Origin of the sequence: Methylobacterium sp. J-068, from assembly GCF_022829445.1 — a bacterium.
Lineage (GTDB): Bacteria > Pseudomonadota > Alphaproteobacteria > Rhizobiales > Beijerinckiaceae > Methylobacterium.
The window spans coordinates 240,996-265,135 of the sequence record NZ_JAKSXY010000125.1; the positions used below are offsets into that span (position 1 = coordinate 240,996).

Annotated in this window: 24 protein-coding genes; 6 read left to right on the forward strand and 18 right to left on the reverse strand. The window is 70.4% G+C overall.

All coding sequences use genetic code 11. The annotated features are described in order from the left end of the window. Nucleotides 1-18: 18 nt before the first annotated feature. Entirely contained in the window at nucleotides 19-999 is a 981-nt protein-coding gene (gene ftrA, locus MKK54_RS24145; protein WP_244015141.1) for a transcriptional regulator FtrA, read from the reverse strand. Nucleotides 1,000-1,085: 86 nt separating this feature from the next. Here ftrA and MKK54_RS24150 point away from each other — a divergent pair, with 86 nt between their 5' ends. Beyond that, the gene (locus tag MKK54_RS24150; RefSeq protein WP_244015143.1) at nucleotides 1,086-1,502 is read left to right on the forward strand and encodes a rhodanese-like domain-containing protein; all 417 of its coding nucleotides are present in this window, start codon (nucleotides 1,086-1,088) and stop codon (nucleotides 1,500-1,502) included. Here the strand turns inward: MKK54_RS24150 and MKK54_RS24155 are convergent. The 3 genes from MKK54_RS24155 to MKK54_RS24165 are packed head-to-tail and all read right to left on the reverse strand — an operon-like array spanning nucleotide 1,499 to nucleotide 4,911. Beyond that, a complete protein-coding gene (locus MKK54_RS24155) occupies nucleotides 1,499-2,548 on the reverse strand; it encodes a sensor histidine kinase (protein WP_244015145.1) in 1,050 nt (349 codons plus the stop codon). The genes MKK54_RS24150 and MKK54_RS24155 overlap by 4 nt on opposite strands. A 30-nt stretch (nucleotides 2,549-2,578) precedes the next feature. Then, nucleotides 2,579-2,992: a response regulator gene (locus MKK54_RS24160; protein ID WP_244015287.1), complete on the reverse strand. Its 414-nt coding sequence runs from the start codon at nucleotides 2,990-2,992 to the stop codon at nucleotides 2,579-2,581. Between the two features lie 35 nt (nucleotides 2,993-3,027). Then, nucleotides 3,028-4,911 (reverse strand): MHYT domain-containing protein, encoded by a 1,884-nt coding sequence (locus tag MKK54_RS24165; RefSeq protein WP_244015147.1) that lies wholly within the window; start codon nucleotides 4,909-4,911, stop codon nucleotides 3,028-3,030. Between the two features lie 185 nt (nucleotides 4,912-5,096). Between MKK54_RS24165 and MKK54_RS24170 the strand changes: the two genes are divergently transcribed. Beyond that, a complete protein-coding gene (locus tag MKK54_RS24170) occupies nucleotides 5,097-6,719 on the forward strand; it encodes an ABC-F family ATP-binding cassette domain-containing protein (RefSeq protein ID WP_244015149.1) in 1,623 nt (540 codons plus the stop codon). Nucleotides 6,720-6,979: 260 nt separating this feature from the next. Next, nucleotides 6,980-7,468, forward strand: a complete 489-nt coding sequence (gene cynS, locus MKK54_RS24175) for a cyanase (RefSeq protein ID WP_244015151.1) — start codon at nucleotides 6,980-6,982, stop codon at nucleotides 7,466-7,468. 60 nt (nucleotides 7,469-7,528) lie between these two features. Here cynS and MKK54_RS24180 read toward each other — a convergent pair whose 3' ends face one another. The 6 genes from MKK54_RS24180 to MKK54_RS24205 form a co-directional block, all read right to left on the reverse strand. After that, nucleotides 7,529-8,638 carry an aldo/keto reductase gene (locus tag MKK54_RS24180; RefSeq protein ID WP_244015153.1) on the reverse strand — a complete coding sequence of 370 codons (1,110 nt, stop codon included), beginning with the start codon at nucleotides 8,636-8,638 and terminating at the stop codon, nucleotides 7,529-7,531. A gap of 36 nt (nucleotides 8,639-8,674) precedes the next feature. Beyond that, a complete protein-coding gene (larB, locus tag MKK54_RS24185) occupies nucleotides 8,675-9,367 on the reverse strand; it encodes a nickel pincer cofactor biosynthesis protein LarB (protein ID WP_244015155.1) in 693 nt (230 codons plus the stop codon). Then, on the reverse strand, nucleotides 9,364-10,191 hold the full coding sequence (locus MKK54_RS24190; RefSeq protein ID WP_244015158.1) for an adenine nucleotide alpha hydrolase: 828 nt from the start codon (nucleotides 10,189-10,191) through the stop codon (nucleotides 9,364-9,366). The genes larB and MKK54_RS24190 overlap by 4 nt, the downstream gene beginning before the upstream one ends. Beyond that, on the reverse strand, nucleotides 10,188-11,453 hold the full coding sequence (locus MKK54_RS24195; RefSeq protein WP_244015160.1) for a LarC family nickel insertion protein: 1,266 nt from the start codon (nucleotides 11,451-11,453) through the stop codon (nucleotides 10,188-10,190). The genes MKK54_RS24190 and MKK54_RS24195 overlap by 4 nt, the downstream gene beginning before the upstream one ends. 105 nt (nucleotides 11,454-11,558) lie before the next feature. Then, complete coding sequence (locus MKK54_RS24200; protein WP_244015162.1) at nucleotides 11,559-12,017, reverse strand: response regulator; 459 nt, start codon at nucleotides 12,015-12,017, stop codon at nucleotides 11,559-11,561. After that, nucleotides 12,017-13,123 (reverse strand): sensor histidine kinase, encoded by a 1,107-nt coding sequence (locus MKK54_RS24205; protein WP_244015164.1) that lies wholly within the window; start codon nucleotides 13,121-13,123, stop codon nucleotides 12,017-12,019. The genes MKK54_RS24200 and MKK54_RS24205 overlap by 1 nt, the downstream gene beginning before the upstream one ends. 413 nt (nucleotides 13,124-13,536) lie before the next feature. Between MKK54_RS24205 and MKK54_RS24210 the strand changes: the two genes are divergently transcribed. Further along, nucleotides 13,537-13,740: an Rmf/CrpP family protein gene (locus MKK54_RS24210; RefSeq protein ID WP_244015166.1), complete on the forward strand. Its 204-nt coding sequence runs from the start codon at nucleotides 13,537-13,539 to the stop codon at nucleotides 13,738-13,740. Nucleotides 13,741-13,812: 72 nt separating this feature from the next. On the opposite strand, the gene MKK54_RS24215 is transcribed toward MKK54_RS24210, so the two are convergent. Then, entirely contained in the window at nucleotides 13,813-14,595 is a 783-nt protein-coding gene (locus MKK54_RS24215; RefSeq protein ID WP_244015168.1) for a Crp/Fnr family transcriptional regulator, read from the reverse strand. A gap of 382 nt (nucleotides 14,596-14,977) precedes the next feature. Here MKK54_RS24215 and MKK54_RS24220 point away from each other — a divergent pair, with 382 nt between their 5' ends. Both MKK54_RS24220 and MKK54_RS24225 read left to right on the forward strand, forming a co-directional pair. Then, the gene (locus MKK54_RS24220) at nucleotides 14,978-15,340 is read left to right on the forward strand and encodes a helix-turn-helix domain-containing protein (RefSeq protein WP_244015170.1); all 363 of its coding nucleotides are present in this window, start codon (nucleotides 14,978-14,980) and stop codon (nucleotides 15,338-15,340) included. An 18-nt stretch (nucleotides 15,341-15,358) separates the two neighbouring features. Further along, nucleotides 15,359-15,625 carry a DUF6894 family protein gene (locus MKK54_RS24225; protein WP_244015172.1) on the forward strand — a complete coding sequence of 89 codons (267 nt, stop codon included), beginning with the start codon at nucleotides 15,359-15,361 and terminating at the stop codon, nucleotides 15,623-15,625. 60 nt (nucleotides 15,626-15,685) lie between these two features. Here the strand turns inward: MKK54_RS24225 and MKK54_RS24230 are convergent, their stop codons facing one another. The 7 genes from MKK54_RS24230 to MKK54_RS24260 form a co-directional block, all read right to left on the reverse strand. Next, the gene (locus MKK54_RS24230; protein WP_244015174.1) at nucleotides 15,686-19,150 is read right to left on the reverse strand and encodes an SbcC/MukB-like Walker B domain-containing protein; all 3,465 of its coding nucleotides are present in this window, start codon (nucleotides 19,148-19,150) and stop codon (nucleotides 15,686-15,688) included. Nucleotides 19,151-19,268: 118 nt separating this feature from the next. After that, on the reverse strand, nucleotides 19,269-19,904 hold the full coding sequence (locus MKK54_RS24235) for a DUF4194 domain-containing protein (RefSeq protein ID WP_244015176.1): 636 nt from the start codon (nucleotides 19,902-19,904) through the stop codon (nucleotides 19,269-19,271). 98 nt (nucleotides 19,905-20,002) lie between these two features. Then, nucleotides 20,003-20,269: a hypothetical protein gene (locus MKK54_RS24240; protein ID WP_244015178.1), complete on the reverse strand. Its 267-nt coding sequence runs from the start codon at nucleotides 20,267-20,269 to the stop codon at nucleotides 20,003-20,005. Nucleotides 20,270-20,424: 155 nt separating this feature from the next. Further along, a complete protein-coding gene (locus MKK54_RS24245) occupies nucleotides 20,425-21,816 on the reverse strand; it encodes a Wadjet anti-phage system protein JetA family protein (RefSeq protein ID WP_244015180.1) in 1,392 nt (463 codons plus the stop codon). A gap of 73 nt (nucleotides 21,817-21,889) precedes the next feature. Then, a complete protein-coding gene (locus MKK54_RS24250) occupies nucleotides 21,890-22,723 on the reverse strand; it encodes an extracellular solute-binding protein (protein ID WP_244015182.1) in 834 nt (277 codons plus the stop codon). Further along, complete coding sequence (locus tag MKK54_RS24255; protein ID WP_279597524.1) at nucleotides 22,696-23,412, reverse strand: ATP-binding cassette domain-containing protein; 717 nt, start codon at nucleotides 23,410-23,412, stop codon at nucleotides 22,696-22,698. The genes MKK54_RS24250 and MKK54_RS24255 overlap by 28 nt, the downstream gene beginning before the upstream one ends. A 5-nt stretch (nucleotides 23,413-23,417) precedes the next feature. Continuing rightward, nucleotides 23,418-24,113, reverse strand: a complete 696-nt coding sequence (locus MKK54_RS24260) for an ABC transporter permease (protein WP_244015186.1) — start codon at nucleotides 24,111-24,113, stop codon at nucleotides 23,418-23,420. Nucleotides 24,114-24,140: the final 27 nt, after the last annotated feature.

The following is a 24,140-nucleotide window of genomic DNA, read 5'->3' on the forward strand; positions in this document are numbered from 1 at the left end:
CACTCCGGCGGGATCGGCTCAGCGCGTCGCCGCCGCCGGGTGAGCGCCGAAGCGCGCCCTGTATTCGCCCGGACTGATGCCGACGTGCCGCCGGAAATGGTGGCGCAGCGTGTCGGCACTTCCGAAACCGACAGCGCCGGCGATCGCGTCGGTGGTGAGGCCGTCGGCGCCGAGGAGGCGCTTGGCCGCCTCGACGCGTTCCGCCACCAGCCACGCGCCCGGAGGCGAGCCCGTCGCCTCCGTGAAGCGGCGCACGAAGGTGCGCAGGCTCATCCGGCACTCCGCCGCCATGCGCGCGAGGGTCCATGCGGCGCCGAGATCGGACCGCAGGGCGTCGAGCAAGGGCGCGACGGCGGCGTTCGCGCGTGCCGGCACCGGGCGCTCGAGGAACTGCGCCTGACCGCCGGTCCGGTGCGCGGGCATGACGAGGCGTCGCGCCACCGCGTTCGCCGCGTCCGCTCCGAAATCCTGGCGCACGATCTCGATCATCAGGTCGATCCCGGCCGCACTGCCGGCTGAGGTGAGGAGGCGCCCCTGCGCGCGGTAGAGCGACGTTTCATCGACCGCGATGGCCGGGTAGCGCGCCCGCAGCGCCCCGGCATAGCGCCAGTGCGTCGTGGCCGTTCCGCCGTCCAAGAGCCCCGTCGCCGCCAGTACGAAGGCGCCCGAGCAGATCGAGGCCAGCCGCGCGCCCCGTTCGTGCGCCTGGACGAGGCGGCGGCACAGCGCGTCGGGAACGGGTTCGTCCGCGCCCTTCCAGCCCGGCACCACGACGAGGTCGGCGCGATCGATCAGGTCGATGCCGTGCTCGGGCACGACCCGGAATCCGCCATGGGCCCGGAGCGGACCCTCCTCGACCGCGCAACTCGCGAAGCGATACCAGTCCGCGCCCATCTCGGGGCGTGACAGGCCGAAGATCTCGGCGACGATGCCGAACTCGAAGGTGCAGAGACCGTCGTAGAGCAGCGCGACGACGAGGGGCCCGCGTGGGTTTGGCATGATGTTCCCGTAGACTGTCCTTCATGCCAATTGCAAGGCTTCGCCGGCTCGGGTGACATGAAGGCGAGCCGTTCGGGGAAGCCGCCATGTCCAGTGCCGTCACCGCCATTCCGCCCGCGCCGTCCGAGGTCGCCAGCGCGCACTTCGCCGCCGCGTTCGCGTTCGAGACCGATTGCTGGGACGTGCACGACGCCCTCTCCCGCGAGCAGGACTTCGTTCTGCTCGATGTGCGCGCTCCGGCCCTGTTCGCACGCGGTCACGTTCCGGGCGCCCTCGACCTCCCGCAGGGCAAGATCGTGCGCTCGGCCCTCGTGCGCTGGCCGGACGATACGGTGTTCGTCACTTACTGCGCGGGCCCCCATTGCAACGGGGCCGCCCGAGGCGCGCTTCGGCTGGCCGATCTCGGCCGACCGGTGAAGATCATGGCCGGGGGCATCACGGGCTGGATCGCGGAAGGCTTTGCCCTGGCGCGCGCCGACGTTCCGGCCGGGCGCGAATCCTAGCCCTGGAACGACAGCGTCGCGCGCGTGCCGGCCCGGCCATGGGCGTAGACCAGGGCCGAGCGCAGGTTCGTCGCCATCGCGCGGATGATGCGGGAGCCGAGCCCGGTGCCGCGCGGCTGGCCTTCGCCGGTCCAGCCGATGCCGTCGTCCTCCACGGTCAGGGTCAGGCCCTCGGTGCCTTCGCGCGCCACCGAGACCCGGATCTCGCCAGGCACCTCCGGCGGGTAGGCGTACTTGTAGGCGTTGGTCACGAGTTCGGTGACGACCACGCCGACCGAGACCGCCTTGTCGGTGGCGAGCCGCACGCGTGCCGCGTCGAGGCGGATGGCGTGGTCGCGGCCCGCCGCCTTCATCGCCGCCTGCAACTCCTCGACGAGGCTCGCCAGATAGGCGTCGAGATCCACCGCCTCGACGTCGTCCGAGGTGTAGAGCCGGCGGTGGATGCCCGCGATGGCCGAGATCCGGGCCTGCATCTCCTGAAGGGCGGCCTTGGCGGCGGGGTCCTTCACGGCGTTCGTCTGCATGTGCGCGAGGGCCGCCACCAGGGCCAGCGAGTTGGCGACGCGGTGGTTGACCTCGCGCAGCATGATCTCGGCCCGGTCCCGCGCCTCGCGAACGGCCTGCTCGGCCCGCTCCTTGTCGCGCCGCATGGCCTCCTGGCGCAGGGCGATGTCGATCGCCTCGCCGAGCAGTTCGCGAAACTGGCCCTGAAGGTCCTTCCAGACGTAGTCGACGGCGCCCGCCTTCAGGGCGGCGACGGCGACGCGGCTGTCCTCCGAGCCCGTGACGTAGACCACCGGCGGCGCATCGGGCAGTGCCCGGATCGCCGGCAGGATGTCAAGCCCGGTCTGGCCGGGCATGTGATGGTCGAGCGCCACCACGTCGATGCCGCCGAGGCCCAGCCGGGCGAGCCCGGCATCGCCGTCCGCCGCGAGCTCCACGACGTAGCCCCGCGCCTGGAGCGCGCGCTGAACCAGCCGCCCCAGACCCGGGTCGTCATCGACGTAGAGGATGCGACCGCGATCCTGGGGCGCGGGCTCGCTCATGGGCTTGAGGATCTCATGGGGCTGAGGGTCTCATGGGTTTTCGGGCACCTGCATCACCGAGAAGAACAGGCCGAGCTGCCGGATGGCGTTGGCGAATCCGTCGTAGTTCACCGGCTTGGTGATGTAGACGTTGGCGCCGAGATCGTAGCAGCGCTGGATCTCGCGCTGGTCGTCGGTGGTGGTGAGGACGACCACGGGCGAGCGCTTGGTGTGCGGGTTCGCCTTGACCTTTTCCAGGATGTCGATGCCCGTCATGTCCGGCAGGTTGAGGTCGAGCAGGATCAGGAGGTGGCGCTTCGCGCTGGCCTCGCCGCTTCCGTCCGTCCCGAGCAAGTAGTCGAGCGCCGTGGTCCCGTCCCGGAAGGGCAGGATCGTGTTGTTCACCCCGGCGCGACGGATGTTGCGCTCGATCAGGCGGGCATGGCCCTCATCGTCCTCGATCATGACGATTTCGACGGCGTTCACGCTGGGCCTCGGCCTCATTCCGCTGCGAGCCGCACCGGCGGCACGTCCTGTCCCTGACCTGTAGCGCTCTCGCGCGGCAGCGTCACGCTGAAGGTTGTGCCGACGCCGAATTCCGAGGCGACCTCGATCCGGCCGCCGAGCGAGCGCACCAGCGCCTTGACGTGGGCGAGCCCGATGCCCTCCCCCGGCTTGTCCTGCGCGCCGGAACGCCGGAACAACTCGAAGACGCGGGCATGGTCGCGCGCCGCGATGCCCCGCCCGTTGTCACGGACGCTGAACCGGACCCGGCCGCCGCCGACCGTCTGAGCCGTGACCTCGATGCGCCCGGGCCGCGCATCGTCGAGATACTTCACCGCGTTGTCGATGAGGTTGCCGAAGACCTGCTCGACCGCGAGGCGATCGGCCGTGACCTCCGGAAGGTCGGGCGCGACGATCACGCGCGCGCCCGCGCTCTCGGTCTGGTGGTGCTGGGCGTCGGCGATCCGCCGCAGCAATGCCGTCATGTCGAGGCGCTCGGGCGCGAAGGTGCGCCGGCCCTCGCGCGAGAGTTTCAGGATGGCGGCGATCAGGCTCTCCATCCGGGTCACGGCCGCCTTGATGAAGCCGAGGGCCTCGGCGAGATCGGCGTCGATCCCCGCCGCCCGCGGATGGTCCTGCAGCGCCGCGCGCACGTCCTCCCGCGTCGTCTCAAGCTCGCTGGTGAAGCCCATCACGTTGACGAGGGGCGCCCGCAGGTCGTGGCTGACGATGTAGGCGTAGCGCTGGATCTCCTCGTTCGATTCGCGCAGCTCCGCCTCGGCCTGGCGCTGCTCGGTGATGTCGGTGTGGACGCCGACCCACTCGCGGATGGCGCCCCGCGCATCGAGGACGGGGATGGCCCGGATGGCGTAGTGGCGCCAGGTGCCGTCGGCCGAGCGCACGCGGTGTTCGTGCATGAAGGTCCGGCGCGCCCGCACCGTCTCGTTCCAGGCCTCGATGCTGGCCTGCGCATCGTCGGGGTGTACGGCCGCCGCCCAGCCGTAGCCCTCGTATTCGGACCGGGTCTGGCCCGTGATCGCGCTCCAGCCGGGCTGCTCGCCCACCATCCGGCCCTCGGCATCGTTGGTCCAGAGGACGCCCCGCACGGCCTGCACGGCGGCGCGGAAGCGGGCCTCGCTGGCGCGCAACTCGCCCCCGACCCGCTGCTGGTCGAAGGAGGCGGCGAGCATCGCCAGGAACAGGATCAGGAAGGTCGCGCCCGCGACCGCGAGCGCCAGGTTCTGCTGGGCATGATCCAGCTCCGCGGCATGGGCCGCGTGCGCCCCGGCCGCCTCGGCGGTGAAGGTGGCGGCCGCCATGCCGGTGTAGTGCATGCCCGCGACGGCGACGCCCATCACGCAGGCGGCGATGAGCTTCTGCCAGACGCTGTTCTGCCGGAAGGTGAGCCACAGGGCGGTCGTCGCGGCCGTGACCGCGATGGCCACCGAGACCCAGACCACCAGCCAATGATAGGCGAGATTGCCCGGCACCCGCATCGCGGCCATGCCGGTATAGTGCATGGCCGCGACCCCGAGCCCCATCACCGGGCCGGCGATCAGGATGTCGCGGGTCGCGGCGCCCCTGCGGCCGATCCAGGCGAAGGCGGCGCCCGTGAAGCCGATCGCGAGGCCGAGCGACAGCAGGGTGAGGCCGAGGTCGTAGGCCGCCGGCATGCCCATCTCGAAGGCCAGCATGCCGACGAAGTGCATCGACCAGATGCCGCCGCCCATCGCCACCGCCGCGCCCGCGATCCAGGCCCAGCGCGGGCCGCTCGCGGCGCTCCGCACGTGGCTGCCGAGATCGAGCGCCGTATACGATGCGAGGACCGCGATGGAGACGGACAGGGCGACGAGCGCCGGGTTGTAGCCGGTGTGGAGCATGAGGCGACGGGCGGGACCGGTGTGGAGGAGGCGTGCGCCAGGTTACCCCGGCCGTGCCCCGAGGACCATCGCGGACGCTAGATGGAAACAGAGCGCTCCGGTGCGGCCCTGCACTACCCCTGGGGCCGCGCATGCCGTAAGGCCGCTGCAACCCCCAGCCCCCTTGATCCCATGATCGTGACCCCATGATCCGCCTCGAAAAAATCGGCAAGCAGAACGGCCGCCAGATCGTCTTCATCGAGGCATCCGCCGCCCTCCAGAAGGGCGAGAAGGTCGGCCTCGTCGGCCCGAACGGCGCCGGCAAGACCACCCTGTTTCGGATGATCACCGGCGAGGAGCAGCCCGACGAGGGCCAGGTCGCCACCGATCGCGGCATCACGATCGGGTATTTCAGCCAGGATGTCGGTGAGATGTCCGGCCGCAGCGTCGTCTCGGAAGTGATGAACGGCGCCGGCCCGGTCAGCGAGATCGGCGCCGAACTGAAGCTGGTGGAGCACGCGCTCGCCGATCCGGACCGCGCCGACGAGATGGAGGCCCTGATCGAGCGCTACGGCGAGGTCCAGGCCCGGTTCGAGGAACTCGACGGTTACGCCCTGGAGGGCCGCGCCTACGAGGTGCTGGCGGGCCTCAGTTTCTCCCAGGAGATGATGGACGGCGACGTCGGCAAGCTCTCGGGCGGCTGGAAGATGCGCGTGGCGCTCGCCCGCATCCTGCTGATGAACCCGGACGTGATGCTCCTAGACGAGCCGAGCAACCACCTCGACCTCGAGAGCCTGATCTGGCTCGAAGCCTTCCTCAAGGATTACGAGGGCGCGCTTCTGATGACCTCGCACGACCGCGAGTTCATGAACCGAATCGTCTCCAAGGTCATCGAGATCGACGGCGGCACGCTGACCACCTATTCGGGCGACTACGTCTTCTACGAGCAGCAGCGGGCGCTGAACGAAACGCACCAGCAGGCGCAGTTCGAGCGCCAGCAGGCCATGCTCGCCAAGGAGATCAAGTTCATCGAGCGCTTCAAGGCCCGCGCGAGCCACGCCGCGCAGGTCCAGAGCCGGGTGAAGAAGCTCGACAAGATCGAGCGGGTGGAGCCCCCGAAGCGCCGGCAATCGATCGCGTTCGAGTTCCAGCCGGCGCCGCGCTCCGGCGACGACGTCGTCATCATCAAGAACGTGCACAAGCGCTACGGCAGCCGCAGCATCTACGAGGGCCTCGATTTCTCGATCCGCCGGCGCGAGCGCTGGTGCGTGATGGGCATCAACGGCGCCGGCAAGTCCACGCTGCTCAAGCTCGTGACCGGCACGGCGCGCCCCGACGACGGCAGCATCGCGGTCGGAGGCAGCGTCAAGCTCGGCTACTTCGCTCAGCACGCCATGGACCTCCTCGACGGGGACCTGACGGTGTTCCAGGACCTTGAGGCCAGCTTTCCGCAGGCGGGCCAGGGCTCGCTCCGGGCGCTGGCCGGCTGTTTCGGCTTCTCCGGCGACGACGTGGAGAAGCGCTGCCGCGTGCTCTCCGGCGGCGAGAAGGCCCGGCTCGTGATGGCCAAGATGCTGTTCGACCCGCCGAACTTCCTCGTCCTCGACGAGCCCACCAACCACCTCGACATGGGCACCAAGGAGATGCTCATCGCCGCCCTCGCGAATTACGAGGGCACGATGCTCTTCGTGAGCCACGACCGGCACTTCCTGGCCGCGCTCTCGAACCGCGTGCTCGAACTGACCCCGGACGGGATTCACCAGTATGGGGGCGGCTACACCGAATACGTCGCCCGCACCGGGCAGGAGGCTCCCGGCCTGCGGAGCTGATTCGGGTCGGATCCGGTCATCCGAGGGCGTCGAAAGCCAAGCTGACGGGCAGGTTGTGCGAATCTGCCCTGAAATTGAGCAGTTCGGGTCTGAAATCCCGCAGCAGTCGATGCGGGGACGCATCCCTGGCCGTCTGGACGCTCGCCCCTGCGTCCCCTCGACGCCGCATCGGCCGGGCCCGGCCGTGGTCCGCCCCTTGCTCGTCCGGCTCCGATGCCGCCGACCGCGCGGCCTCCCGTTGCGAGCCCAGGACGTTGCCCATGAAGCGCGAAGACCTCACCGAGAAGCTCCTCGACATCAAGCGTGAGAAGGGCTGGACCTGGAAACACATTCAGGAGGAGATCGGCGGCATCTCGCCGATCCTGATCACCGCCGCCTGCATGGGCCAGATGAAGCTTCCGAAGGCCCAGGCCGCCAAGGCCGCCGCCCTGTTCGGCCTGTCCCAGGCCGAGGAGCGCATGCTGAACGAGGCCCCCTATCGCGGCTCGATCGCGCAGATGCCGCCGACCGACCCGCTGATCTACCGCTTCTACGAACTCGTGATGGTCTACGGCACCACCTGGAAGGAGCTAATCCAGGAGGATTTCGGCGACGGCATCATGTCGGCCATCGACTTCAACATGACGATGGAGCGCGAGCCCAACAACAAGGGCGACCGGGTGAAGATGAACCTCTCGGGCAAGTTCCTGCCCTACAAGTATTACGGCAACGAGGAGGGCGTGCCGGATTACGGCTTCAAGGAGAGCTGAATCCGCCTCACGCCCGCTCGGCAGGGCCGGTCCCGAGGGACTGGCCCTGCCGCCGGTTGATCACTCCATCGTGGGTGCCAGTTTCTGCACGCCCTCGACGTCGTCGCCGAGCCAGGCCGCGTTCTTGGCCGTGCCGTCGAAGGTCGCGCTGGTCTTGAACAGCTCGTACTTGCCCTGGAGCGCATAGGGCTTGCTGCGCTCCAGCAACTCCGCGACCTTGGCCTTGTCCATCGGCTTGAAGGTCTTCACCGCCTCGAAGGCCTGATCGAGGTCGCGCTGGTTCTGAATGCCGGTGATGACCACCGTGGTCGGCAGGTTGAGGCTGAAGTGCAAGTATTCGAGCGGCTTGATCGGCGCGTCGCTCTTCAGGATCACGCCGTCGCCGAAGGTCTTCATGCCGAGCGCCGCGATGCCGGCCCGCACGAGATAGGGCAGCACGAGGTGGCCGAACGAGCGGAAATGCGCGTCCATCACGTTCAGAGGCATCTGCGCGGAATCGAAGTGGAAGCCGCGCTCCGCCGCGACTTCGAGCATCTGCAGGTGGATGCGCGGGTCCTTGTGACCGGTGAAACCGATGTAGCGCAGCTTGCCCGCAGCCCGAGCCTCCACGAAAGCCTCCATGGCGCCGCCCTCGGCGAAGACCCGGTCGGGATCGTCGTAGCGCAGGATCTCGTGGTGCTGGACGAGGTCGATGCGGTCGGTGCGCAGACGCTTCAGGGATTCGTCGATCTGGCGCATCGCCTCCTGCTTGGTGCGCCCGTCCATCTTGGACATCAGGAACACCTTGTCGCGGTAGCCGCCCTGTGAGAGCGCGACGCCCATGCGCAGTTCCGAGCGGCCGCCGTTATAGTCCCAGCAATTGTCCATGAAGGTGATGCCGCGCTCGATGCCCGAATGGATCAAGCGGGTGGCCTCGTCGTCCGAGACCGCGTTCTTGCCGAGGTGGAAGCCGCCCATGCCGATGGCCGAGATCTTCTCGGCGTGCCGTCCGAACGGGCGGTAGAGCATCTCGCCCCGGCGCTCGCCGGGATCGGTGACGAGGGGCAGGTCGGCGGGGTCCTTCGGCCGGGTCTCCGGCAGGCCCGGCGCGGTCACGGCCGCCCCGGCGGAACTGGTCGCGGCGAGGCCGGCGCCGAGGGCGGCGCCCTGAAGGAAGCTGCGGCGTTCCATGTTCGGTCTCCGTGATGGACGATGTGGGACGGCATCTCAGGTCGGCTCCGAGGCGGCGGAGGCGAGCATCCGCGCGGCGTGGAGCCAGCGCATCGCCGCGCAGGCGGCACCGTAGCCGTTGTCGATGTTGACCACGGTGATCCCGGGCGCGCAGCTCGCCAGGATGGCGTCGAGGGCGGTGCGCCCGCCCTCCGCGACGCCGTAGCCGACGGAGGTCGGCACCGCGATCAGGGCGCTGGCGACGAGGCCGCCGAGGACGCTGGGCAGCGCGGCATCCATGCCGGCCGCGACGATCAGGACCGGGAGCGCCCGGATCTCCTCCAGGCGGCGGGTCAGGCGCCAGAGACCCGCAACGCCGACATCGGCGAACAGCGTCGCGGCATGGCCCTGATAGGCCAATGTGCGCTCGGCCTCGCGCGCCACCGGAACGTCCGACGTCCCGGCGGCCACGATGCCGATCCGGGACGGGCCCCTCAGCGGCCGGGGCGTGCCGAAGATGGCGGTGCGCGAGACGCCGCAATAATCGATCCGGCGGCGATGCGCCTCGGCCAGGGCCGCGTGCTTGTCGGGGTCGAGGCGGGTCAGCAGCAGGGAGGCGCCGCGCGCGGCCGCGGCCTCCAGGATGGCGTCGATCTGCACCGGGGACTTGCCCGCCGCATAGATCGCCTCCTCCAGGCCGATCCGCTCGGGCCGGGCGAAATCGAGGACGAACTCGTCGCCGACACTCATGCGGAAGGCCCCGTCAGGAAGGCGCTGCCGGTCCGGTAGGCCATGAAGCGCACCGGCGCCTCGGGCAGGCCGAGCGGGGCTGTCGCGCGAATGCGGAGGGCGAGGTCGCCGCGCCGATCCGCGTCGAGAACCGCGAGGCTGTCCGGATCGAGTTCGACCACGATTCCGGCGGCGCGCACGCGGCAGCGCACGGCGCGCTTGGCCCCCGCCGAAACCCCGAGCGCGCCGCCGACGAGGCTCTCGACGGCATGGATGAACGCGAGGGTCTCGGGCTCGATCCGGATTCCGGTCTCGACACGGCTGGAGAGGCAGGGCGCCGCCGGCAAGTCCGCCACCTCCCCGAGGCCGAGGGCGCGGGCGAGCGCGCGCACGGCCGCCTTGTCGAACCCCGCCTCGATGTAGGGGTGGCGGACCGCATGCTCGCGAGCGGCGTCGAGACCGGGGCGATATTCGCCGAGATCGTCGAGATTGGCGCCCGAGACCATCGTGCGGTCGCTGACCGCCCGGATGGTGCCGTAGAGGTTGGTCTTGCAGAAGAAGCAGCGGTTCACCGGGTTCGCCCGGTAGTTCGGATCGGCGAATTCGCCGGCCTGGACCACGCGCAAGGTCCAACCCGCGCGGGCCGCTTCCGCCCGTACGCGTGCCGTGGCCTCGGCCGGAACGGCGGGCGACGCCGCGTGCACCATCAGCGCCGCCTCGGCGCCGAGGACGCGGTGCGCCAGGGCCGCCAGGGTCAGACTGTCGACGCCGCCGCTCACCGCGACCGCGAGGGGGCCGATCCCGGCGAGCACGGCGGCCAGACGCTCTTGGGGCTCCGCGCTCACGCGTCGTCTCCGAAACCGGCGTGGTCGCGCAGCGCCATCGCCTCGGCCGTCCGGCGCAGGGCGGCCCGCCCGGCATGGCCCTCGCGCGCCAAGGCGTCGTCGGCCTCCGCCTTGGCACTCGCGCCGTCGGGACGGGCGACGATCTTCACGCGGACGGGGAGCCCCTCGACCGCCACGGTTTCGAGCCGGCGCGGCAGGGCGGCCCCGGAAACGATACGGTGGCGCAGGCCGATCGTGGTCGTCTCGGTGAAGCAGGCGGCGATGGCGCCCTCGATCGCGCTGGCGCGGGCGAGCGCCCGGACATGGATCATCATCCGGCCCTTCTTGCCGAAGACCGGCATCTGCACGACGTCGAAGATGTCGGGATGGGCGCGCAGGCGGTCGAGCCCCATCGCGAGATCCTCGCCGGACTGGTCGTCCACCTCGAATTCGATGACGCCGAGTTCGCGGTGCTCGGCGGATCTTCGCGGCGCAGCCTCGTCCTCCTCGTAGACGAGGACCCGCAGGCAGTTGCTGATGCCGGGCAGCGTCCTGGTACCGAACCCGATGCCCGAGGCCTTGAGGAGGCGCGGGCCGGCCGCCGCCGGCGGCACGATCGCGCGCAGGTGGCGCAGGATGGCGGCGCCCGTCGGGGTGACGCGCTCGCCGGGAATGCCGTCATCGAGGGTCGCGAAGCCTTCGAGGAGCAGGCTCGTGGCGGGGGCCGGCACCGGCAGGGGGCCGTGCTGCGTCCGAACCCGGCCCGATCCGAGCGGCAGGGCCGACACGCTCCAGGCCGTGGCCTCGAGGGCGGCGATCAGGTGCGCGGCCGCGACGATGTCGGCGATCGAGTCCCAGGCCCCGACCTCGTGGAAGGCGACCGCATCCACGCCGATGCCGTGGACGCGCGCCTCGGCCTCGGCGAGGCGGGAGAAGATCCCGATCGCGTGCGTGCGAACGGCCGGCGCGAGCGGCGCGCCTTGAAGCTCGTCACGGATGCGCGACCAGGGCCGGTGCGCATGGACGTGGGCGTGATCCGCGCCGTGATGATGGGCGTGCCGATGCCCGGACATGTCGTGGTCCGGCGCGCCCGGCCTGGCGACGACGAAGCGGCGCCCGTCGAGGATGCCGTCGTTGTGGCGCAAGGTTTCGCAGGACACCTCGGGCAGGGCAGCGCGGATGCTGGCGATCACCCCGGCCTCGTGCTCCGGGAAGGCGTGAAGGAGGGAAGCGGCGAACATGTCGCCCGCGACCCCTCCGAGGGCGTCGAGATGGATCTGCATGCGCTCAGGTGTTCGCGGCTCGTGAGAGGCGAACGCGACATGCACCGGAAAGGTCCGGCGCCAAGCGTCACCGGGCCCGGACCGAAGGCCGCAGCAACGGGCGTGTCAGTCCGCGCGGATCTGCGTCGGACCACGCGTACCCAAACCGACGGCGCAGGTGCAGGTCAGCGCCTTGCCCGGATCGGTGCCCTTCTGCGCCAGGGTCTCGCAAGCGAGGAGATGGCGCAGCAGCGTCGCCATCTGCCCGATCTGATAGGGCTTCTGCATCACCGGAATCGCGTTGTACGCAGGCTCGATACCGGCGGTTCCGTAGCCGGTGGCGAAGATGAACGGGATGCAGCGCTCGAAGAGCACGTCGGCGATGGGATAGCTGCAGGTCTCCCCGAGGTTCACGTCGAGGATCGCCATGTCGAAGTCGCCGCCGCGCGCGAGGCTCAGCGCCTTGTCGAGCCGCATGGCGAGTTCGACCTCGCAGCCGAGTTCGAGGAGCATGTCCTCGCCCAGCATCGCCACCAGGCTCTCGTCCTCCACCAGGAGAACCCGTCGACCCTCGAGCCGCGCCATCAGAGCCCGCGCCCCAGCACGACGTCGCGGCCGTGCCAGCCCAGAGCGGTCAGGGGGATTTCGAGGTGGCAGACGACGCCGCCCGGCGGGTAGCCGATCACCGCCGTTCCCTCGAACTCCATCGGCAGCTGGCGCTCGATCAGACGCGTGCCGAAACCTTTCCGCGTCGGCTCCGCGACGGTGGGACCACCACTCTCCGTCCAGTCGAGCTTCAGGCGCTCCCCGGCCCCGACCGGCTCCAGCGTCCAGCGCACGCTCACCCGGCCCTCGGGAACCGAGAGGGCGCCATACTTCGCGGCATTGGTCATCAGATCGTGCAGGGCCATCGCGAGAGTGACGGCGACCTTGGGGTGCAGCCGGGTGTCGGGGCCGACGAGATCGAAGCGCGCCGTGTCGATCTCCGCCAGGGCGTGAGGCGCCAGCGCGCACTCGACCACGCTGCGCAGGCTGGCGCTCTCCCAATTCTCGGCGGTGAGCACGTTGTGCGTGTTGGACAGGGCGACCATACGGGCGTCGAACATCTGCCGCGCCACCTGGTCCGTCCGGCCCCGGAACGTCTGCGCGGCGATCGACTGGACCGTCGCCAAGGTGTTCTTCACGCGGTGGTTCAGTTCGTTCGTCAGGAGGCGTTGGCGCTCGGACGCCGCCTTCTCCTCGGTGATGTCCCGCACTTCGATGATCGTGCCGATGATGTTGGCGGCATCGTCCCGGATCGGGCTCGCGGTGAAGCCAACGGGATAGAAATGCCCGTCCTTGTGGACGAACACCTCCTCCCCCCGCTCCTGGTTGTTCTCGGGAAAAGCACGGTCGATGGCGCATTCGGCCAGGGGAAACGGGCGCCCGTCGGGATAGGTGTGATGCACCACGTCGTGCAGCGGGCAGTCGCGCGCGAGCACCTCGGCGAGGGTGAAGCCGGTCAGCAGTTCCGCCGCCCGGTTCATGTAGACGCAGTGCTGGCGGTCATCCATCAGGAAGATCGACACCGAGGCGTTGTTCAGGACCGCGTTGAGGCGCCGTTCGGTCTCGTGAAGCTGAGACCCGCGACGCAACGTCGGAAGGGTCGTGATGGCGGTGTCATACGCCTCGATCGGTCCACGGCTCGGCACGAGAGATCGGTTCCCCAATTCCTGCCGGCGCTGCGGCCGGCGGTGTTGATCGACGGTGGCGTGACCCCGGAGCCGGACGATCCTCCGGCGTGTATCGCGGTACCCGGATGAGCACTGCAAGGCGCAATCCATGCTCCATCGATTGGTTCCGTGTCGAGGACAATCTCGAATGCGAAGGCCCCGAAACCCGCCGGGTCGCCGATGTGGAGCGCGCCCGACGCGGGTGCGATTCGGCCGCGCTACACTTTCTGAACCCGATCGAGCGGTTTCGGGTTGGGTTTCCATCGGGTCGGCCACGGGTTCGGACCTCTCATGGGGTCCGGACCTCTCATGGGGTTCGGACCTCTCATGGGGTTCGGATCTCTGATGGGCCTTTCGCCCGCGTGCGATCCGGTGTGACAGGGAGTTCAGAGATGAGCGAAGGCGCCACGGCGAGCGACAGCCCCTTCATCCAGGGCCGCAACGCGCGACTCTACGGCAAGCCGCGCGAGCGTTGCCCCTACGCCGAGGGGACGCAGGACCGCACGGCCTGGCTGCAGGCCTATGACGAGGCGGCGGACGACCGGGCGGAGCAGGATACCGGCACCACCGACCCGCAGACCGCGCCGAAACCCTGAGCGACGCGAGACCGAGCCCGCTTGTCCGCAGGTCCGGGGCGCCGCATCGCGTCCTCGGCGTCCCGCATCGGTTCAGGACACCGGGAAGCGTCCGAAACGCAGGTAGGCGGGGTTGAATTCCGCGAGGTCCACCAACGCGTCCCAGTCGAGGATCGTCAGGTGGCGGCTCTTCAAGGCGATCAGGCGCTCTCGACGCAGGGCCTGGAGCGAGCGGTTCACATGCACGTCCGACAGGCCCACAGTCACCGCGAGATCGTTCTGGGTCAGGGGGAAGTCGAAGCCGGTTTCGGCGGCCAGACCCACGGCCGTGAGCCGGACATGAAGTTCGCAGAACAGGTGGGCGATCCGCTCGACCGCCGAGCGGCATCCGATGTTGACCACCCATTCGCGCAGGGTCGACTCGTCGGTGAGATGGCTCATGCGCAGGGCGCGCTCCAGACCCGAATGCGGGCCGAGGGCCTCGCGCAGCAGGGCCTCCCTCGGGATGCGGGCCGCCCGGCACGGCGAGAGGGTGCTCACCGCATCGTCCAGGCGGCCGCCCAGCGCCGGGTCCCAATCGCAGAGATCCCCCGGCAGGAGGTAGGCGGTGATCTGGCGGGCACCGTTGTTCCGGTACTGCTGTCGGCAGGCGAAGCCCTCCAGCACCACGAGGATGCCGTCCGGTGACTCACCCTCCCGCACCAGATCCGCCTGGGCCGGGTAGGTGCGGGCCTGGGCGCAATGGTGCAGGAGCAATGCCTGCTCGTCCGTGGACAAAGCCGCGAAGTGACCGAGGCGCCGGATCAGCGCGTTCCTCGGCCCCCCGGGCGATGGGCCGGACCGGCTCTCGCCGGCGACGGCGTTCGACGCGGTCATCGCCTCACAGGCTCCCGATCGTCACGCGCAAGGCATCCCACCGGTTCATCCCGACGGTCTCATGGATATCGACCAGGGGGATCAAGGAAAGCTTGTCCGTCCCCATCGGCTCGGCCTTAATCTATCAAATGTTAATCGAACAGAAACACACTGATTATGCCTCTTTTTGTAATCGAAAACGCGACCGTGTGAAGTCACCAGATCGGCTGCGTATGATATCAAACATTGGGATTTGTATGCTACCAGACGATACAGCACCTTTTATTGGATAAGCTTCAGGTTGTCGGCTAGGATTTTCCACCGGCTGCTCGTCCACCGGCTGCTCGATTGTATCTGCACGACCGGTTGGGAAATCGCGTGTGCTCCGATCATTGACTGGCACTTGCCCTCGTCGAGCGTCTTCGATTGTCCGAGTTGCAAGCTTCGACTGCATGCGGTCGGTCGCCCGGCGGCCTACGTCAGCGCCCTCTTCGTCGCCGAGGTCCGGCTCGCGCGCTGGCCGCTGATGTGCCACGATCGCGTCGACGGCGACGAACCGACCCTGACGCACGACTTCCTCGCGGTCATGCTGGGCGTTCGACGGGGCGGCGTCACGCCGGCCCTCCAGAATCCGGAGGGGGCCGGGCATATCGGATCGCGGCGCGGGCGCGTCATCGTGCTGCGGCGGGATCAACTCGAAGCCGTGGCGAATCGGGCCTACGATGGGCGGCAAGCCGAATACGTTCGCCTGATCGAAGGTGGGTAGTATCGAAGGCGGGTCGTCATGCCACGCTACTTCTTCAACGTCCGCTACGGCCCGGGACCGGAACAGCTGGCCGTCGACCCGGAAGGGGACGAACTCCCGGACCTCGATACGGCACGGTCCCATGCGCTCACCATCGCGCGCGACCTGATCGCCCGGACGCGGCTCAGCACCATCCGCGACTGGTTCGTGTGCAGCTTCGAGATCGAAGACATCGAGGGACGCCGCGTCTCGACCGTGCCCTTCTCCGATTCGGTGCCGAAGCGGGACGAGCCCGATCCGGCCTGAGCGGAGGCCGGCCGTCGTCGGGCCATCGCCAACGCGTGCTCCGACGCGGGGTGCGCGGCCTCAGGCGGCGGCATCCGAGGTGCGGAACCCCTCGATGCCCTGTCGCTCCGGGTTGATCGCGGCGAGCGCGCGCTTGGCGGCCTCCAGAGGATGCTCGGCCTCGATGCGCACCGAGGTGAGATCCGGGCTCTTGTAGACGGTGACGATGGTGTCCATCACCTCGGTCAGCGTGGTGCGCTTGTCCTCGGGCGCGGCGATGAGGAGTTGCAGGCCCCAGGCCTGATAGAGATCGACCAGGGCCTGGCTGTTGCGCACGTCGAGCTTGGAGAACGCCTCGTCGAGGAGGCAGAGGCCGAGGCCCGGATTCTCGTCGCCGGGCCGGTCGCCCGGATAATAGGCCGAGGCCAGCGAGGCGGCGATCGCCACGTAGAATGGTGCCTGCGCCTCGCCGCCGGAGCCGCGCAGGGCCCGATTCGACATGGTGGTGCGGTTGCCCGCCCGGTCGCGCATGCCGATCTCATAGACGAAGTAGTTGCGGTAATCGGCCAGCCGCGCCGCGCTCTCGTCCCCGGCGATCAGGGCCGTGATCTCCGCGATGGCGTCGGCGAGCGGCCCTTCCAGCGGGGGATTCTCCCCGGAGGCGCCCTCCCCCGGCAGGATGGCCTGCGCGGCATCCGGCGAGCGGGCGACCTCGGTGGCGAGGGCGTGGACTGCCGCGTAGCGCCGGTCGACTTCGGCCTCGAACGCGTAGGTCTGGCCCGTGAAGGTCTGGCTCGACAAGCGCTCGTTCAGGGCGTCGAGGCGCGCGCGGACCCGCTCGAACTTGTCGGCGAGCCGGGTCAGCAGATCCTCGATCATCAGGCGGCGCATCTCGCCCTCCGCCCGCAGGGCCTGGTCGCGGTAGCGCCGCAACTCGTGGCCCGCGACCTCGTCGTGGGCACGCCTGGCCCAGGCATAGCCGAACGAGGCCGGGGCTTCACCGTTGCCGAGGGGGTTCTCGATGCGCCACTGCACGCAGTACTCGGCGAGATCGCGCTCGGCCGCGCGCCCTTGCGTCCGGGCGGTCTCCTGCGCCTCGCGCGCGGCGGCGCGCGCGACCTGAGCGAGGCTCCCGAGCGCCTTGGGGTCGAGGTCGGCACGCTTGGCGCGGAAATCGGAGACGGCACGCGGATCGAAGCCCTCGGGCTGGACCAGGCGGATGCGCAGCGTGTCACCGCCGATCCAGCGGGCATGGGCCGTGCGCCGCGCCATGAGCGCGGCCCGCGCGAAGTCGCGGGTGGATGCGACCTTCGCCCGCAAGCCCGCCTCCTCGCCGAGCAGAAGGTCGCGCTTGGGCTCCAGCACCTGCACCAGTTCGGTGAGGTAGGCGGAGCGCTCCTTGGCGAGTTCCTTCAGTTCGGCCTCCAGCACGCCGGTCTCGGCCCGCTCGACGGTCTCGCGCTCGGTGGTGAGACTGCGGCGGCGGCCCTCCAGGGCGTCGGCCTCCGCGCGCAATTCGGCGAGGTCGAGGCTGGTGGCCGTGATGCGGCTCTTCAGGGTCGCAGCGATGCGGGCGGCCTCGCGCAGCACGTCGGCCTCCGCGCGCAGGCGGCGCGCCTCTGCGACCGTCTGCTCCCAATCCTGCCGGCTCTCGGCGGTGGGGCCGCGATGACCGCGCGTCATCATCAACTGCACCGGGCGCACGACCGAATAGGCCATGCCGGAGGTCGAGCGCCCGCTCGGCGCCACGGCCCGGCTCATATGGGCGAGCGCCGCGTCGTTCGGCGCGAGGTCGTAACCTCCCAGACGCGCGCCGAGGAAGGCCTGGGCGTGCGGGTCGCGCGTCTCGATCAGCCCCAGCGGACCATCGTCGTCGCGCCCGCCGCGTCGCTTGGCGGTGTCGGTGGTCTTGACCAGGATGCAGCGGTAGAATTGGCTTTTGCGCGCCTCCAGGTGGGCGAAGGCCGCGTTGAGCCGGTCGGGCTCGACCACCAGGGCCTCGCGGGCGGCGCCGAGCAGACCTTCGAGGGCCGGACCCCAGGTCGGATCGACGATCTCGGCGAGTTCGCAGATCGGCGTCGCCTCGATCCCGAGCAGGGCCAGCTCCTCGCGAAACGCCGCGACGTCCGAGGACAGGCGCGGCGCGCCGCGCCCGGCGCTGGGGGCCGGCGCGCGCGACTGGGCCTCGTTCTCCTGGGCGCGGGCGCGCAGGGCCGCGTCCTCGGCGGCGCGTTCGAGGGGCGTGGCGATCTCCGGCGCATCCGCGAGGCCGGCGAGCAGCGTGGCCAGCTTTCCGTCCGAGCGCAGGGTCTCCTCCGGATTGGCCTCCCGCCGAAGCCCCGAGCGGGCGCAGGCCTCCACCAGCCGGGCGGCCTCCGGCGCGATCCGCCGAACTTCGCCGGCCACCACGGCGAGCTTGCCGGCGTCGAGGACGATCCCGACGAGGTCGGCGACGCGGGCGGCGAGGTCGCGCCGGTCGCGGGCCAGCATGGCGAGGCCCGCATTGGAGGCGGCGAGCCGGCCTTCCGCCGCCGTCCCGGCCATCAGCGCCTTCTTGCCCGCGATCTCGCCGTCGATCTCCCGCACGAAGCCCTGGCTGGTGGCGACACTCTCGCGGGCGATGCGCAGGCGCTCGGCGACGTCCTTGAGGGCGTGGCGGGCGCCGATATGGTCGAGGATGCGCCGGCGCAGGTCCGCGTCGGCGGCGCGCAACTCGTCGAGCGCCGCCGACAGGCTGGCCTCGGCCCAGGTTTCGTAGCGCCCGAGGATGCGGGCGAGATGGGCGAGGCGCCGCTCCAGTTCCTCGATGGTCTCGCGCAGGCGGCGCCAGTTCTCCACCGATTGGCGGATGCGGGCGACGTCGAGGGGCTCGGGTTCGAGCACGAAGGAGCGCACGAAGGCCGAGGAGTCGAAGATCGGCTTGAACGCGACGGCGTTCGAGAAGGTGCGCAGGAAATGGCGGGGCTCCGGCACCGCCGCCCCCTCGCGCAGGATGCCGAGCAACTCGGCGGTGAAACGCTCGCCCGAGGCTCGGAACTCGTCGAAGGTGGTGCCCCGGTTGCGCAGGTCCTTGGCGATCTCGGCCCAGGGCGCCACGAAGCTGCCGGCGGGCGCCTCGCGTACGTAATCCGCGATCTCGAAGCGGTGGCCCACATGGACGAAGCGCGAGAGCGTGGTCTCGCGGCTCTCCTCGGCCCGCGCCGCGAGGGCGAGCCCCGCCGAGACGACCCGGCCCGTGACCGCGTTCTCGAACACGAGGACGATCAGGCTCTCGCAGGCCTCGCGCGTCGGGCGGCCCCCCTCGGCCGGATCGCTGATCCAGCCGAGGCAGTAATCCCGCACGGTGCGGGCGCTGCGGCCCGAGGCCGAGGCGTTGAGGGCGAGGCGGCTCGCGTTGTTGCCGGCGAGCACGGTGCCGACCGCGTCGAAGATCGTGGACTTGCCGGCCCCCGTCGGTCCGACCAGGGCGGCAGCCCCCCGAATCCGGATCTGCTCGCGGCGGATCAGGTACCAGTTGGACAGGACGATGTCGGTGAGGCGGTACACGGCGGTTCTGGTCTGGTCCCGGTTCGGCGAAAAGCCTCCCTCGCATGGACGCCCCGGCCCGAGGATGCAAGTCGGCCCCGATCCGAGGCTGGGGACCGGACCCCGGGCGAAGCGAGGCTCACGCCTCCTCCTCGCCGCGCGCCGCGCCCCAGGCCCGGACCTGATCCATCCAGGTCTCGGGCGAGAGCACGGCGATGCCGGGCAGCACCATCAGGGGCGTGATCTTCTCGATCTTGTCGCGCTCGCCGAGGCGGAGTGCGCCCTTGCGCGCGAACAGGCGCAGGATCTCGATCAGGCGCTGCTCCTCCGGCGGATCGCTGCGGGTGGCGGTGCGGATTGATTCCGCGATGTCGTCGGTGGTGCATTCGACCACGCCGTCCGTGGTGACCCGATGCGCGCGCAGGCCCTCCTCGTATGCGAGGCGCAGGGCCAGCAGTACGAGGGTCTCGTCCTTGCGCAGGCGCTCGCCCTGCGCATCGTGCCGGACCCCGTCGATCGGCACGCGCAGGCACACCATCTGGTCGCGGTGCGCGACCTCGAAGCGATAGCCGAGGCATCCGAAATAGGCCTGGAAGAACGGGGCGTAGTGCCGGGCGAGCTCGTAGGAGCGCCCGATGCCCGGCGTGCCCGCATAGACGCACTGGCTCTTCAGGAGCACCTGCAGGGCGCGGGTCAATTCCTCCTCGGAGGGCGCGCGCGCGCCGGGCGGGGGCGGCTCGTCGCCGTCCACGATGGCGCGAAAGGGTTCGAGCATGGCGGGTCTCGCTGGGCCGGAGCGGGGCCGGCCCGCGTGCGCCTCGGCTCTCTACCCGGCGGAGCGGCTGCGCGCCAAGACCCGGCGACGCCGGCCCCTCAGGCGGCGGCCGGCTGGGCCCGGAACAGCGACAGACAGGCCTTGTCGCGGTGCATGCTCAGGATCGAGGCGCGGTCGAGGGAGGGGTTGGCGGCCAGGACCCGCTGCACCTCGGCCACGATGGCCTCGTAGCGGGCGGCGTCGTAGTTCGGCTCCAGCGGGCTCACCGCGATGTAGGTCTCGACCACGAGCACGCGCTCGCTGCGCTCCCGTCCGACCTCGGCTGCGATCCAGGCGGATTTGATCAGGCATGTCCCGGGATTCATGGATGAACGCTCCCGCGTTGTTCGCATCTTCGCGCGTGACGCCTGATGAGGATGAACCCGGCTCGGGGCTTTGCCAAGGGGACGCGTGGTCTCGACGATGCGAAGACTTGAGGAGCAGGGTCGAGCCGCGGGTCGGCGCGCGGCGGAAACCGGTCTCAGCGCGGCATCGTGGGCGCGCGCTCCACCAAAAAATCCGGGCAATCGAGCCAGCCGTTGCTGACGCGGCCCTCGACGCGCGAGAGGCGGTAGCGGCCGCGCAGGGTTCCGTCGAACAGCACGTCGATCTCGCGCAGGCGCTGGAACACCACGAAGTCGTCGACATCCGCGATCCCGATCTGCGAACCCCGGATCGCGCGCCCGTGCCCGAGCTTCCCCTCGATGAAGTCCACCACCCGCTCGGGCGTCACCGCCACGCGGAGGCGGAAGGCATCCTTGGCCGCGATGAAGGCCTCGATCGCCGGGTCGAGCTCGAATTCCGGCAGGGGCTCGCTGTCGATGGGGGGGCGGCGCAGGCGCGGGGCGTAGCAATGCGGTTCGCCGATGGGTGGGCGAAAGGTCGAGACCTGCGTGTCGGGCAGGCCCGGAAGTTCGTCGTCGGCGCAGGCGGCGACCGCCCGAAGAGCGGCGGCGGTGCGCTCGATGCGATCCGAATCGCGGTGATCGAGGGTGCGTAGCGCCGCCGCGATCCGGCGCTCCAGGCGGGCGACGATCTCGGCCACCGCGTCGAGGTGCCGGTCGAGGCCCTCGAAGATCGACAGGATCTCGGCGAGGTCGGAGCGCACCGACCGCTCGGCCGCCTCCATGTGCGGCGCCCGTCCCTCGCGCAGCCCCGCCTCGGCCAGGGCCCGCAGGGTGAGCGGATCGCGCAAGGCGCGCCCGGCCTCGCGCACGATGCCGGAGCGGAAGCGGAACGGGTTGAGGCGCGTGTGCAGCGTGCGGTAATCGCTGACGAGGTGGCGCGCCACGAACTCCTCGAAGTAGAGCCGGAAGGCCGCGCCGTGATCGGCCTCGCGCAGGATGCGCTCCTCGCTCTTTCGCATGGAGCCGGCCAAGCTGCGCAGGTGGCTGAGGAAGGCGCGCGCGGCCTTGGCGGCGTTGACCAGCGCCTCGGAGCGCTCGGCCGGGTTGGCGATGGCGCTCTCCAGGCTGCCCAGGACGTCGAGGACCGCGCCGCCGTAGGAGCGGGTCTCGCCCCGGTCCAGGCGCGCGAGTTCCTCGACCAGGATGCGGGCCTCGGGATCGAACTCGACCACGGGCACGTAGCGCTCGCGCCGCTCCACCAGCCACCCGGCCTCGAGCAGGCGCCGGTAGACCACCGAGCGGCGCTCGCTCGGATCGGCCGGGGTCGCCTCGTCGTCGGCGATCTCGCTGCCGACGTAATCGGCCGCGAAGTCGCCGATCGCCGCCAGGAGCTCGCTCTTGCGCAAGGGTTCGGCGGTGTCGCCGAAGATCCGGGCATGGAGATGCAGCAGCAGGGCCGCGTTGAAGGCCCGGCTCGGGGAGGCCAGCGGCTTGAACAGGTCGTCGGAGAGGCAGTTGAACAGCATGGCGGCGGGTGATCCATCGCCCCGCCGGGGACCGCGAGTCAAATCGGCCGAAGCCGGCGCCCTCCGAGCGCCGCTATCGCGCGGCGCTGGGGAAGAATAGTTGTTCGCCCCCGATCTTGTAGCTCGCGATCGCGGCCTGCCCCTCGGGCGAGATCAGCCAGTCGATGAAGACCTGCCCTTCCTTCGCCTTGACGGTCGGGTGCTTGGCCGGGTTCACCAGCATCACGCCATAGGGATTGAACAGGCGCTTGTCGCCCTCGACCAGGATGGCGAGGTTGCCCCGGTTCTTGAACGAGAGCCAGGTGCCGCGATCGGCCAGGATGTAGGCATCGAGGGCCGAGGCGGCATTGAGCGCCGGGCCCATGCCCTGGCCGACGTCGCGGTACCACGCGCCCTTCACCGCCGGCAGGTCTACGCCGGCCTCCTTCCAGGTGCGCAGTTCGGCGCTGTGGGTGCCCGAGCGGTCCCCACGCGAGACGAAGGTCGCCTGGGCGGCGGCGATCTTGCCGAAGGCCGCGCTCACGTCGTCGCCCTTCGCGCCGGCCGGATCGGCCTTGGGGCCGACGAGGACGAAGTCGTTGTACATCACGTCCTGGCGCTTGGTGGCGAAGCCTTCGCTCAGGAACTTCTCCTCGGCGGGGCGGTCGTGAACCAGCACCACGTCGGCGTCGCCGCGCCGGGCCGCGTCAAGGGCCTGTCCCGTGCCGAGCGCCACAACCTTCACGGTGATGCCGCTCTTGGCCTCGAACAGCGGCAGGAGATGCTTGAACAGGCCCGATTGCTCGGTCGAGGTGGTGGAGGCCACGATGATCGAGGCCGGCTCGGCCCGCGCGGGCGCGAGCCCGACGAGGAGGCCGAGGGCGGCGAGAACGCCATGGGCTACGAAGCGGCGGCGAAGGAGGTCCAAGGCAGTTCTCCGGAGAGGTAGGCCCGGGTTTCGGGCATCTGGGGGGACAGAAGGAGGGTGCGGGTGGGACCGTGCTCGACGGCGCGCCCCTTCGCGAGCACGAAGACGTCTGCGGCGAGCCGCATGACCTGCCCGAGATTGTGCGAGACCAGCACCACCTTCGTGCCGCCGGCGGCCATCTCGGCGATGAGCGCCTCCACGAGTTCGGTGGCGGCGGGATCGAGGTTGGCGGTGGGCTCGTCGGCGAGGAGGAGGTCCGGTTCCACGGCCCAGGCACGGGCCAGGGCCAGACGCTGCTGCTCGCCGCCGGAGAGGCGCGTGGCGGGGGCACCCGCCCGATCGCCGAGGCCGACCCGGGCCAGGGCGTCGCGGGCGCGGGCCTCGCGCGCGGCCCGCGACAGCTTCAGCGGCACCAGCGCGAGCGCGACATTGGCGAATGCGCTCGCCCGCACCAGGGCGGGACGCTGGAACACGAAGGCCCGGCGCACGGGCCCGTCGGAGACGATCCGCACCCGGCCGCTGGTCGGCGCCATGAGCCCGTCGATGACCCGGAGCGTCGCGCTCTTGCCCGCGCCGTTCGGGCCGATCAGCGCGGTGATGCCGGTCGCCGGAATGGCGGCGTTGAGGCCGTCCAGGATGGTGGCGCCGTTGAGGCGCAGGACGAGGTCTTCGCACCGGAGGCTCGGCATCGTCCTCACCCGTAGGCTCGGGCAGCGTGCCCGCGCAGCAGGGCGGCGACCGCGTTCACCGCGATGACGATGCCGATCAGCACGAGGCCCAGCGCGAGGGCGAGGCTGAGGTCGCCCTTCTGGGTCTCCAGCGAGATCGCGGTGGTCATGGTGCGGGTGTGGCCGTCGATGTTGCCGCCGACGACCAGCACGGCGCCGATCTCCGAGATCGCCCGCCCGAACGACGCGAGCGCCGTCGTGACCAGCGAGAAGCGGGTGTCGTGAATGAGCGCGCGGGCGCGGCGCGGCGCCGACAGCCCGAGCGAGCGCAGCTGCTCGCCGAGATGCGCCTCCGCATCCGCCACCACCTGCCGGGTCAGGGCGGCGACCAGCGGCGTCGCCAGCACGGCCTGCGCCGCGACCATCGCGCCCGGGGTGAAGAGCAGCCCGAAGGACCCGAGCGGCCCCGAACGCGACAGCACGAGGTAGAGCACCAGCCCGACGATTACGGGCGGCAGGCCCATGAAGGCATTGAACAGCCCGACGAGCGCGCCCCGCCCGGGAAACGCGGTGACCGCGAGGAACGCGCCCAGGGGAATGCCGAGCGCCAGTCCGATCCCGACGGCCGTGAGACTGACGCGCAGGGACAGCCACGCGATCGCGAGCACGTCGCGATCGAGGCTGGAGAGGCGCGACACCGTCTCTTGGAGCGTCTGGAGCATCGTCACCGGGCTGCGCGGGTAAGGCTT

What these genes read in the sequence shown, in the direction of transcription:
- MKK54_RS24240 (WP_244015178.1), bottom strand. Translation starts at nt 20,269, where the DNA reads ATGAATCCCGGGACATGCCTGATCAAATCCGCCTGGATCGCAGCCGAG.
- MKK54_RS24160 (WP_244015287.1), bottom strand. Translation starts at nt 2,992, where the DNA reads ATGATCGAGGACGATGAGGGCCATGCCCGCCTGATCGAGCGCAACATC.
- MKK54_RS24255 (WP_279597524.1), bottom strand. Translation starts at nt 23,412, where the DNA reads ATGCCGAGCCTCCGGTGCGAAGACCTCGTCCTGCGCCTCAACGGCGCC.
- MKK54_RS24235 (WP_244015176.1), bottom strand. Translation starts at nt 19,904, where the DNA reads ATGCTCGAACCCTTTCGCGCCATCGTGGACGGCGACGAGCCGCCCCCG.
- ftrA (WP_244015141.1), bottom strand. Translation starts at nt 999, where the DNA reads ATGCCAAACCCACGCGGGCCCCTCGTCGTCGCGCTGCTCTACGACGGT.
- MKK54_RS24150 (WP_244015143.1), top strand. Translation starts at nt 1,086, where the DNA reads ATGTCCAGTGCCGTCACCGCCATTCCGCCCGCGCCGTCCGAGGTCGCC.
- MKK54_RS24245 (WP_244015180.1), bottom strand. Translation starts at nt 21,816, where the DNA reads ATGCTGTTCAACTGCCTCTCCGACGACCTGTTCAAGCCGCTGGCCTCC.
- larB (WP_244015155.1), bottom strand. Translation starts at nt 9,367, where the DNA reads ATGAGTGTCGGCGACGAGTTCGTCCTCGATTTCGCCCGGCCCGAGCGG.
- MKK54_RS24260 (WP_244015186.1), bottom strand. Translation starts at nt 24,113, where the DNA reads ATGCTCCAGACGCTCCAAGAGACGGTGTCGCGCCTCTCCAGCCTCGAT.
- MKK54_RS24215 (WP_244015168.1), bottom strand. Translation starts at nt 14,595, where the DNA reads ATGACCGCGTCGAACGCCGTCGCCGGCGAGAGCCGGTCCGGCCCATCG.
- MKK54_RS24155 (WP_244015145.1), bottom strand. Translation starts at nt 2,548, where the DNA reads ATGAGCGAGCCCGCGCCCCAGGATCGCGGTCGCATCCTCTACGTCGAT.
- MKK54_RS24165 (WP_244015147.1), bottom strand. Translation starts at nt 4,911, where the DNA reads ATGCTCCACACCGGCTACAACCCGGCGCTCGTCGCCCTGTCCGTCTCC.
- MKK54_RS24170 (WP_244015149.1), top strand. Translation starts at nt 5,097, where the DNA reads ATGATCCGCCTCGAAAAAATCGGCAAGCAGAACGGCCGCCAGATCGTC.
- MKK54_RS24180 (WP_244015153.1), bottom strand. Translation starts at nt 8,638, where the DNA reads ATGGAACGCCGCAGCTTCCTTCAGGGCGCCGCCCTCGGCGCCGGCCTC.
- MKK54_RS24200 (WP_244015162.1), bottom strand. Translation starts at nt 12,017, where the DNA reads ATGGCGCGGCTCGAGGGTCGACGGGTTCTCCTGGTGGAGGACGAGAGC.
- cynS (WP_244015151.1), top strand. Translation starts at nt 6,980, where the DNA reads ATGAAGCGCGAAGACCTCACCGAGAAGCTCCTCGACATCAAGCGTGAG.
- MKK54_RS24210 (WP_244015166.1), top strand. Translation starts at nt 13,537, where the DNA reads ATGAGCGAAGGCGCCACGGCGAGCGACAGCCCCTTCATCCAGGGCCGC.
- MKK54_RS24195 (WP_244015160.1), bottom strand. Translation starts at nt 11,453, where the DNA reads ATGCAGATCCATCTCGACGCCCTCGGAGGGGTCGCGGGCGACATGTTC.
- MKK54_RS24225 (WP_244015172.1), top strand. Translation starts at nt 15,359, where the DNA reads ATGCCACGCTACTTCTTCAACGTCCGCTACGGCCCGGGACCGGAACAG.